Here is a 9,284-nt window from a genome sequence, read left to right as displayed (position 1 = left end):
GAACGGATGAGGTGCAGCATCGAATAGGTCTGCTCCTGCTTGTCCCTGCGCACGGTCATCAACATCCAGTTTTGGGCGAGAATGAGAATGACAAAACAGAGTATGAGGGCGGGTAGAAACAACAGCAGTGTTCTGGATGCAGGGATTTTGTGCTCAGCTTTTCTCATAGGTTGTTCAAGTATACCATAGAGAACCTCCAATCCGCGGGAAAAAGAGTCAATCAGAAAGCCACGATACCGTCTCCCAGACAGCAACCCCGTCGTTGTGCTGCCGAGGGCCGGGTGTACTTCTGCCCTCCCTGACGATGAAGGCAAGCTCTGTTCGCATAGCCGCCACCACATCCGGTTGCTCGGCCTGCACATTCACCGTTTCTGAGATATCATAATCCAAGTCGTACAACTGAACTGAAGGAAGTCCTTGTTCATCCATACTGCTGCTGGCAGGGTATGACCACCCCCCCGAGCCCTTGCACATCTCAAGCTTGTACTTCCCCTTTCGAAGGGAGAGTGAGCCGTCAATGCTCTGATGGACCAAAGAACCGCGTACTTCAGGGTGAGTGCTGTCTGAGAGCAGCGGCAGCAAGCTCACACTGTCAACCGCCTCATCCTCGACCAAGCCAAGGTCAAGAATATCGGCTACAGTTGCATAGAAATCAGAAAGGCAGACAAGGTGGTTGGAAATTGAATGCGGTTCTATCACTTCAGGCCAGCGCATCAGAAGCGGCACCCGGTGGCCTCCTTCGAAAATATCCGACTTCATACCCCTGAAATGATAGCTGGGGTTGTGTCCGAACCGTGCCAGCTCCGCAAAATCAGCCATCGGGGAACAGCCGTTGTCGCTGGTGAAGATTACCAAGGTATGTTCGTCGATGTCGCTTTCCTTGAGCGTATCGAGCACCCTGCCCACCACATCATCGCAGTGCAGGACAAAATCCCCATAAGCATTGGTGTTCGATTTCCCTCTGAAATTGGGATGGGGAAGAATGGGTGTATGGGGTGCCGGGAGGGCGAAGTAGAGAAAGAACGGCCGATCCTTGTTCTCCCTGATCACCTCCAAGGCCTTGTCTGTGAGATGGTCCAGGACCTCTTCATGCACAAAATCGTCGGCAGTCAAGCCCTCCCGCCAAAAGCCCTTGCCTGTTCCTTTTGTAGTTTTGGTGGGAACAGCGGTGAACCGGTCGTCCTTGATGTATACGTAGGGTGGCATGTCCAGAGACCCGCTGATCCCATAATAGGAGTCGAACCCCACACTGGTCGGCCCGCCCTTGATGGGCTTGGTATAGTCGATCGGATGGCTGTCGCCGAACTCAGCTGCTTCAACAAAACCATCTTGTTTGGGAAGGTCCATGCCCAGGTGCCACTTGCCTACTGCATGGGTGGCGTATCCGCCCTTCTTAAGAAGCTGGGCGACGGTTTTCCTGTTCTCATCAATCAAGGGGGCAGAGAAGCCTCCCAGCACATAGCTTTTCAGCTGTGAACGCCAGTTGTAGCGCCCGGTTATGATGCTGTACCGGCTGGGAGTGCATACAGCACTGGTGGCATGTGCATCGGTAAAACACATGCCTTGTTGTGCCAAGCGGTCGAAGTGGGTGGTGACGAAAGGACAATCGGGGTTCAGCGATGAGACATCACCATAGCCCAGGTCATCTGCAAGTATATAGACGATGTTCGGCTTCTTTCGCACCTGTCCACCCCTCCCTAGACACAGCACAGGGCCTCGAGGGCCCTCTGCTAGTGTATTTGCTTATTTGTACTGGCGAGCATAAGCAGTATTCATGAGGTCCAACACAGACTTCAACTGCAGCTTCTCCAGGTTTGCGATGTACTCGTTCCATACCTTGTCGTCGTTGACATCCAACGAACCAACCATGAACTTCACAGCACTCTGGCGGATATAGTTGGCAAGCTCGCGCTTGACGGTCGAGAACTTCTCACTCTCTTCGGCGGTGTACTTCAGTACAGGAACTTCTACAGAGGTATCCTCGTAGGGCTTGTACAGATTGGTGGTCTCGTCAAAGAGGGTCTTCTCGTTGTTTCCCGGCAGGTAGTACTCAGGGTTGTCCTGGGTCATGGGCTTGGAAGCCAAGCCGTTCTTCAAGGACGGGGTCATGGCTGCAGTATAGGTCTGGATCCAGGTGTCGTTCTGGGGGTCCTTGTCGTTCCACAGCTTCAGCTGCTGCCACACGGCAGGCTTTCCATCAAGACCGACCTGGTCGCTCTTCGCCCAATCCCAGGCTTCGCCCTTGAAGCCGTTGCGCTGGAGCAAGGTGCCCTCGGGGCTGTACATGAAATCGAAGTAGCGTATGATGGCCTCTGCATACTTGGTCTCGGAACTGAGAACCAGCTGACCAATCTCAGGATTCTGGAAGAAGGCAACCGAGTATTGGACACCCGCCGGTCCCTTCAGGGGAGCGATGGCGCGGAAGTTGTTGAAGCGCTCCCCACCGATGGTGGCAAACTGGCCTCTCCAACCACCTGCTACAAACCCGACGACCGGCTGGGCGGAGCTCTCTACGAGCTGGGTCAGCTGGCTGGAGTCCTGGGTGAAGGATCCGTTGTAGAGCAGGCCTTCCTTGTACAGTTTGTTGATGAAGGCAAGTCCTTCGCGGAAAGCAGCCTTGTTCACTGCAGTGTCGACCTTGCCGCCATTCATCATATAGCCTACGTTGTCGTCGGCATTGGCATTGATGTTGGTATCCAAATCGCAATAAATGAAGGAGTTGAGCAAGAAACGCTCGACTTGGTCGGACCAGCCGATGATGGAGCCGGCAAGCGGAATCTCATCTGCCTTGCCGTTGCCGTTTGCATCCTGTTCCTTCATTGCCTTCAGCACCTGGTAGAACTCATCGGTGGTGGTGGGGGTTTTCAGGCCGAGCTTGTCAAGGAACGGCTGATAAACAAACATCTTTGCCTGGTTGGAGCAGTGGTAGCAGCCTTCAAGGCGGGGCAGCGAATAGATGTTGCCGTCGATGTTGGTCATAAACCCGATACCGCCGGGGAACTCTTCAAAGGCCTTCATCATGTTGGGCATCCACTCCTTGGAGTAGAACTTGTTCAGCGGCAGGAACAGGCCTTCCTGAGCGCCATAGGTGGTTTCCAGGGTATTGTTGACTGCAAAACCGAGGAATGCATCAGGGTAGTCGCCGCTGGCGAGTACCAAGGCGAGCTTTTCGGTGGCTGCCTGTTCGGGGATCATGATGTAGTTCACCTTGATACCGGTCAGTTCTTCCATGTACTTGGTGAACCGGTTGGTGTTGAAGTCCTCTACACAGGGGGGCTGTGCGACCATGATGTCCACCGTGATGGGAGTCTTCACGATCGGGAAGGTCCCGACAGGGGTATACTCAACAGCAGATTTTGCCGAGGCACTCTCTTTCGAGCCTTGGGCGACCAACGAGACCGGCAGCAAGAGCGCAACCAGCAATACGATACATAACGTTTTCTTCATGGATTCCTCCTATTGTTTGCAGCCTCCACAGGGAGACTGTGTACTCCTAACCTTTGACGGAGCCAATCATGACTCCCTTGACGAAAAACCTTTGCACGAACGGGTAGATTACCAGAAGCGGAACACTGGCTACAACGATGACCGCATACCGGATCGTCTCGCTGAGCCCCTGAGCCCTGATGGCCGCCTCGACATCTACGGTCATCGAGGGTGTGTTGCGGTTGATGATCAGGATATTGCGCAGCACAATCTGCAAGGGATAGAGGGCCTGCTTCTGCAAATACAAGAGTGCATCGAAGTACTTGTTCCACTGCCCTACTGCATAGAAGAGTGCAAGGACGGCCACAATCGCCCCGCTTAAGGGGAAGACGAAAGAGAACAGGAAGCGAATATCCGAGCAGCCGTCGATCTCAGCCGCCTCGTACAGCTCGTCGGAGATGTTCTCCTGCAGGAAGGTACGGGCAATAATGACGTTCCAGACCGTGATGGCATTAGGCAGGATGATCGCCCACCGGGTGTCGTAGATACCGAGGTTCCGCACCACCAGATAGAGGGGGATGGTTCCACCGGTGAAGAGCATGGTAAAGAGGATGAGCTTGGTCACCACCGAGCGCCCGTAGAACTCCTTGCGCGAAAGCGGATAGGCGAGCAGCATGGTAAGCAGTACGCTGACCACCGTCCCTGTTACCATATAGTAGAGGCTGTTCATATAGCCGGTTCCGATCTGCTTGTTGGTAAAGACCGCCTTGTAGCTGATCAAGTCAAAATTGACGGGAAACAACCACACCTTCTTGGCCATCACTGCCTGGGGTTCGCTGAACGAACACGCTACGATGTAGAGCAAGGGGTAGAGCACAATGACCAGACTGATGAACAAGAAGCTGTTCACCATCACTGAAAATACTCGGTCAGTGAGAAGTTCTTTTCGTTTGTAGTGCATCACCACAGACCCCCTTCCTTGTTTTTAGTCTTGGCGATGTGGTTGAAGGTCAGAATCAAGACGATGTTGATGATTGAGTTGACCACATCGATGGCGGTTGAGTAGCTGAAGTCGCTGTTGATCAAGCCCATCTTGTAGACGTAGGTGGACATGATCTCGGCAGCCTGCAGGTTGAGCGGATTCTGCATAAGGAAGGCCTTCTCGAACCCAAGGCTCATGACAAAGCCCATATTCATGATGAACATGATGACGATGGTATTCTTGATGCACGGCAGGTCCACATACCATATTTTCTGGAACTTGTTCACCCCGTCGACTTTCGCAGCCTCATAGAGCTCGGGGTTTATCCCGGTCAGGGCGGCAAGGTAGATGATCGCGTTGTACCCGGTGTTCTGCCAGAGCGCCGACCAGACGTAGATGTGCTTGAACAGGTGGGCTTCACCCATGAAGTTAATCGATTCCTTGCCGAATACCGCCCTGATCGCATTGAACAGACCCAAGGCGGGGTCGAGGAACTGCATCAGGATGGCTACCATGACCACGGTGGAGATAAAGTAGGGAGCGTAGGTGACCATCTGTACGCTCTTGCGCCAGACTTTCGAGCCGGTCTCGTTCAATGCGATGGCAAGGATTACTGCCAAGGGGATGGATGAGACCAGGGCATACATGCTCAGCGAGAAGGTGTTGAACATGATCTTCAGGCTCGAGGGGTTCGTGAAGAACTTCTCAAACTGATAGAGGCCCACCCAAGGGCTGTTCCAAATCCCTTGGCTGACGCGGTAGCGCTTGAAAGCAAGCAGGACGCCATACATGGGAACGTACTTGAAAATGATGAAGTAGAGCATGGGAAGAGCAACAATGACATAGAATTGCCAATGTCTGCCCATCTTTCTTCCCAAGCTGAGCTGTCGTGGTTGGTTGAGTGCGTTCTTCATGACAAAATCGTCGCATGGAAGTCAGAAACGCATAAGAGTCAAGTTTCCAAAGCTCGGTCAGCTTACGATTGCTGCAAGGCGTCATTTTTTGCAGGATAGGTCGAACTTTGAAAAAATGACGCAGTACAAGAAGGTTCTTGGAAACTTTGACTCTGTTGTACAACCTGTACTCGTACTAAGCTACCAATGATCAGATAGGAGATACAGTGATGAAACGAGAAGCAGTACAACAGTGGCTCGATCTACAGTTCGGCCTCTTCATCCATTTCGGGCTCTATTCTATTCCCGGCGGAGTGTGGAAGGGAGAACCCATCACCCGGGGGTACTCTGAGCAGATACTCTCCCACGGCTACCTTCCCCAGGCCGACTATGAGGCATTGACTGCACAATTCAGCCTCCCCGAGTTTAATCCTCAGCACATTGTTGCCACGGCGAAAAGAGCTGGAATGCGGTACTTGGTTATTACAACCAAGCACCACGACGGATTCTGCCTGTTCGACACTGCTACCACCGATTACAAGAGCACGAATGCAGCCTGCAGGCGTGATATTGTCAGGGCATTGAGTGATGAGTGTAAAAGCCAAGGGCTTGCCTTCGGCATCTACTTCTCCTGGATCGATTGGCACTTCAGCGAAGCCCTGCCCATCAGCAGCCATAACAGCGACCCGATTCCCCCTTCCCATCAGAGGTTGAACATCGCCCAGCTGACCGAGCTCCTTTCCAACTATGGCCCAATTTGTGAGCTATGGATGGATATGGGCGCTCCTACAGAAGCGCAGAGCCAGGAAGTCTATGACCTTGTACAGACGCTGCAGCCCCATTGCATGGTCAACGGAAGAATATGGAACGACAGGCAGGACTTTCTGACCATGGGGGACAACCAGCTTCCTACCGTACCTTTGAATTGTCCGTGGCAGACTCCCGCCTCCATTTATAAGGAGACATGGGGGTATCGCAGCTGGCAGGTCCGGGGGGACAAGGACGAGAAAATTCAAGAGTTGTCAGATACTGCAAGAAAGGTGGTCCAAGAAGGGGGCAACTACCTGCTCAACATCGGCCTGATGGGAAATGGCGCCATCCAGAGCTTTGAGCAGGAGGTGCTCGAGGGCATCGGAGCTGAGCTGGCCAAAGATCCGCTGAAAAGAGAATTGAATAAGAGAAAGCTTCCAATGATATTACTTGATCAGCCTTGTCCTGAGCCTTTGACTGCTTATCGCTATACAGGAACAGAGTACTACTCCTATCGCCCCATTCCCACCACCCTTTGCTGGAGCCTTGAACTGCATGAGGATACCCAACTCTCCATCGGCTGGAAAAGTGAGGGAGCCCTTGCCAAGGAGCAGAAACTCTGCCTTGAGGTTGGAGGAAACCACTACCGCAGCTCCCTGCAAAAGGGTCGCTTCTCTGATGTGTTCGTCACTGGTTTGCAGCTGAAAAAAGGAACCCATGAAATCAGGTTACATACAATCGGCGATGAGCTTACAAGAGCCGAGCTTGTCGACACCACCATACGACTGGTACTAAGAAAGGAAGAAACACTATGAAGATTGAGATTTGCCTGGAATCGATCGAGAGCGTGCTGGCCGCCGAGGCAGGAGGCGCCGACCGCGTCGAGTTCTGCGCCGACCTGTTCGAGGGGGGCACGACTCCGTCGCTTGGGGCCTTCAAGGTGGCCCGCAAGCACAGCAGCATCGCCATGAATGTCATGATTAGGCCGCGCGGAGGCGACTTCTGCTACAGCGCTCTTGAGTTCGAGGCCATGAAGGAGGATGTGAAACTCTTCAGGGAGGCGGGGGCCGACGGTATCGTCTTCGGAATCCTTACCCCCGACGGGGAGATTGATGTACAGAGGAGCAAGGAAATCATCACCCTTGCCCGGCCCTGCTCGGTCACCTTCCACCGCGCCTTCGACATGACGCGCGATGCTTCGCGCTCTCTGGAGACGCTCATTTCCCTGGGTGTCGACCGGCTTCTGACCAGCGGCCTGGAGGCCACGGTCATCGAGGGACTCCAGACACTGAAGATGCTGGTCAGGCAGGCCGGAGACAGGATCATCGTCATGCCCGGTTGCGGGATTACCGAGCGCAACTTCGCCTACCTGCAAGAGCAGGTGGGGGCCAAGGAGTACCATGTGTTCGTCCCGGGAACCTACGAGTCGAAGATGACCTACCGTCCCGAGCACATCTACATGGGTGGCATGCTCAGGCAGGCCGAGTTCAGCATCAGCCACACCGATGCCAGTCGGGTGAGCGCCATAGTGGGGGCCAAGCGATGAAGAAGCGAGTCTTTGTAGGGGGGCTCCACCACGAGAGCGACACCTTCAACCCCATCATCACCGGCAGGGACGAGATCTGGGTCACCAGGGGAGCGGACCTGTTCATCAAGCGCGAGAGCTCAGCAAGCGGCATTATCAACACCCTGATAGCCGCAGGCTACGAGGTCGTTCCCTCCCTGGTAGCGCGTGCGGTGCCCAACGGAGTGTGGGATCACGACTACTACCAAGAACTTAAGAGAGAGATGCTGCAAAAGCTTACGGAAGCAGGAGCGATCGACGCAATCTGCCTGTCGCTGCACGGAAGCATGCGTGTCGATGGGATCGGAGAGGCCGAGCAGGATCTGCTCGAAGCAGTTAGAAAACTACACCCAACTACTCCTTTATTCACCAGTCTGGACATGCATGCAACCCTCACCAAGAGGATGCGCCATGCAGCAGACGGCTTTGTCGGCTACAAGTGCGCCCCCCACACCGACACCTACGAGACGGGCATCCATGCCGCATTGATGGTCATCCGCACCCTGGAGGGAGGAAAGAAGCCGACGATGGCGGCGGTGCGCATCCCCATGCTCATCGCAGGCGAGCAGAGCGAGACCTCGGTCGAGCCGATGAAGAGTCTGATCAAAGAACTCAGGGCAAGGGAGCAACAGGAGGGCGTACTCGCCTGCTCCTACCTTTTGGGCTTCCCCTGGGCCGACGGGAAGGAGAATGCGGTGCATGCGGTGGTGGTCACCCAGAACGACCAAAACCAAGCGAATGCACTTGCCGGAGAACTTGCACACCTCTTCTGGTCCAGAAGGAAGGAATTCGGCTTCTACAACGAGACGAGGATGCCTTCCGATGCACTGGAAGCGACCAAGCAGTCGATTTCCGAGGGCGTATACCCGGTGGTCATCAGCGACAGCGGTGACAACCCCACTGCGGGAAGCAGCGGCGATGTCACTAATTTCCTCTCTCTCATCCTCTCCGACCCCGTTCTCTCCAAGCTCGAGCCTCCCTTGCTCTACCAGGGCTTCTACGACCCGGAGGTGGTCAGAAAAGCATTCGAACAAGGCGTAGGTGCAAGCTTCGAGTGCGCCCTCGGGGCGAAGTTCGACACGGTCAAGAGCAGGCCTGTGAGGGCAAAGGTAACGGTAAAAAGTTTGAAGAAGCAGTGGGAGGGGGCCAATGGTGCCGACCTCGCCCTGCTTGATGTTGAGGGAGTTGACGTGGTGGTTGCATCCAAGCATGTGGGCTGCTATGACCCGCAGATGATGAGGGTGCTGGGAGCCGAGCCGAAAGAGAGAAAGGCCATTGTGGTGAAGCTGGGCTACCTGGAGCCTGAGATCCGCGCCATTGTAAAGCGCTCGATGATGGCTCTTACCACCGGCTCCTCCGACGAGCTCTTCGAACGGCTTCCCTACAAGAACCTTCCCAGGCCGATGTATCCGCTGGACAAGGAGTTCAAGGCCGAGTTGGAATTGATTTAGGATTTTCACCGTATTCTTTGTGTGTTTTGACGACAAAGGGGAAGCCGAGAGACTTCCCCTTTGTCACAACCATCCAATACTACTGCTTATTCGTCACATGTATCTTCTCCATCCAATCCTTGACAGATTGGAAAAACTGGTCCTATACTAAAGGAGTAAAAACGTTTTGCGTAAATTTGCTAATCCAAATAAGGAGGATCTGCATGAAAAAAGTAATC

7 protein-coding genes are annotated in these 9,284 nt (G+C 54.1%); 3 read left to right on the top strand and 4 right to left on the bottom strand.

Going from position 1 to position 9,284, the window contains the following annotated elements:
- Positions 1 to 216 precede the first annotated feature (216 nt).
- Genes B3F49_RS01945 through B3F49_RS01930 form a run of 4 tightly spaced genes read right to left on the bottom strand, consistent with a single transcriptional unit; the run spans position 217 to position 5,322 of the window.
- Complete coding sequence (locus tag B3F49_RS01945; RefSeq protein ID WP_293908733.1) at positions 217 to 1,683, bottom strand: sulfatase family protein; 1,467 nt, start codon at positions 1,681 to 1,683, stop codon at positions 217 to 219.
- Positions 1,684 to 1,743: 60 nt separating this feature from the next.
- Positions 1,744 to 3,447, bottom strand: coding sequence for an ABC transporter substrate-binding protein (locus tag B3F49_RS01940; protein ID WP_293908732.1), 1,704 nt, complete (start codon positions 3,445 to 3,447; stop codon positions 1,744 to 1,746).
- 46 nt (positions 3,448 to 3,493) lie between these two features.
- Positions 3,494 to 4,387 carry a carbohydrate ABC transporter permease gene (locus B3F49_RS01935; RefSeq protein ID WP_293891957.1) on the bottom strand — a complete coding sequence of 298 codons (894 nt, stop codon included), beginning with the start codon at positions 4,385 to 4,387 and terminating at the stop codon, positions 3,494 to 3,496.
- Complete coding sequence (locus tag B3F49_RS01930; protein ID WP_293908731.1) at positions 4,387 to 5,322, bottom strand: ABC transporter permease; 936 nt, start codon at positions 5,320 to 5,322, stop codon at positions 4,387 to 4,389. Before B3F49_RS01930 ends, B3F49_RS01935 begins: the two co-directional genes overlap by 1 nt.
- A gap of 209 nt (positions 5,323 to 5,531) precedes the next feature.
- Between B3F49_RS01930 and B3F49_RS01925 the strand changes: the two genes are divergently transcribed.
- Genes B3F49_RS01925 through B3F49_RS01915 form a run of 3 tightly spaced genes read left to right on the top strand, consistent with a single transcriptional unit; the run spans position 5,532 to position 9,066 of the window.
- A complete protein-coding gene (locus B3F49_RS01925) occupies positions 5,532 to 6,866 on the top strand; it encodes an alpha-L-fucosidase (RefSeq protein ID WP_293908730.1) in 1,335 nt (444 codons plus the stop codon).
- On the top strand, positions 6,863 to 7,597 hold the full coding sequence (locus B3F49_RS01920; RefSeq protein WP_293891966.1) for a copper homeostasis protein CutC: 735 nt from the start codon (positions 6,863 to 6,865) through the stop codon (positions 7,595 to 7,597). The genes B3F49_RS01925 and B3F49_RS01920 overlap by 4 nt, the downstream gene beginning before the upstream one ends.
- Positions 7,594 to 9,066 carry a M81 family metallopeptidase gene (locus B3F49_RS01915; RefSeq protein ID WP_293908729.1) on the top strand — a complete coding sequence of 491 codons (1,473 nt, stop codon included), beginning with the start codon at positions 7,594 to 7,596 and terminating at the stop codon, positions 9,064 to 9,066. Before B3F49_RS01920 ends, B3F49_RS01915 begins: the two co-directional genes overlap by 4 nt.
- Positions 9,067 to 9,284: the final 218 nt, after the last annotated feature.

It is taken from the genome of Sphaerochaeta sp. UBA5836 (assembly GCF_002432845.1).
In the GTDB taxonomy this organism is placed as follows: domain Bacteria; phylum Spirochaetota; class Spirochaetia; order Sphaerochaetales; family Sphaerochaetaceae; genus Sphaerochaeta.
Note: the sequence above shows the minus strand (reverse complement) of the source record. Positions and strands in the feature narration are given on the sequence as shown.

What these genes read in the sequence shown, in the direction of transcription:
- B3F49_RS01940 (WP_293908732.1), bottom strand. Translation starts at nt 3,447, where the DNA reads ATGAAGAAAACGTTATGTATCGTATTGCTGGTTGCGCTCTTGCTGCCG.
- B3F49_RS01935 (WP_293891957.1), bottom strand. Translation starts at nt 4,387, where the DNA reads ATGCACTACAAACGAAAAGAACTTCTCACTGACCGAGTATTTTCAGTG.
- B3F49_RS01930 (WP_293908731.1), bottom strand. Translation starts at nt 5,322, where the DNA reads ATGAAGAACGCACTCAACCAACCACGACAGCTCAGCTTGGGAAGAAAG.
- B3F49_RS01925 (WP_293908730.1), top strand. Translation starts at nt 5,532, where the DNA reads ATGAAACGAGAAGCAGTACAACAGTGGCTCGATCTACAGTTCGGCCTC.
- B3F49_RS01920 (WP_293891966.1), top strand. Translation starts at nt 6,863, where the DNA reads ATGAAGATTGAGATTTGCCTGGAATCGATCGAGAGCGTGCTGGCCGCC.
- B3F49_RS01915 (WP_293908729.1), top strand. Translation starts at nt 7,594, where the DNA reads ATGAAGAAGCGAGTCTTTGTAGGGGGGCTCCACCACGAGAGCGACACC.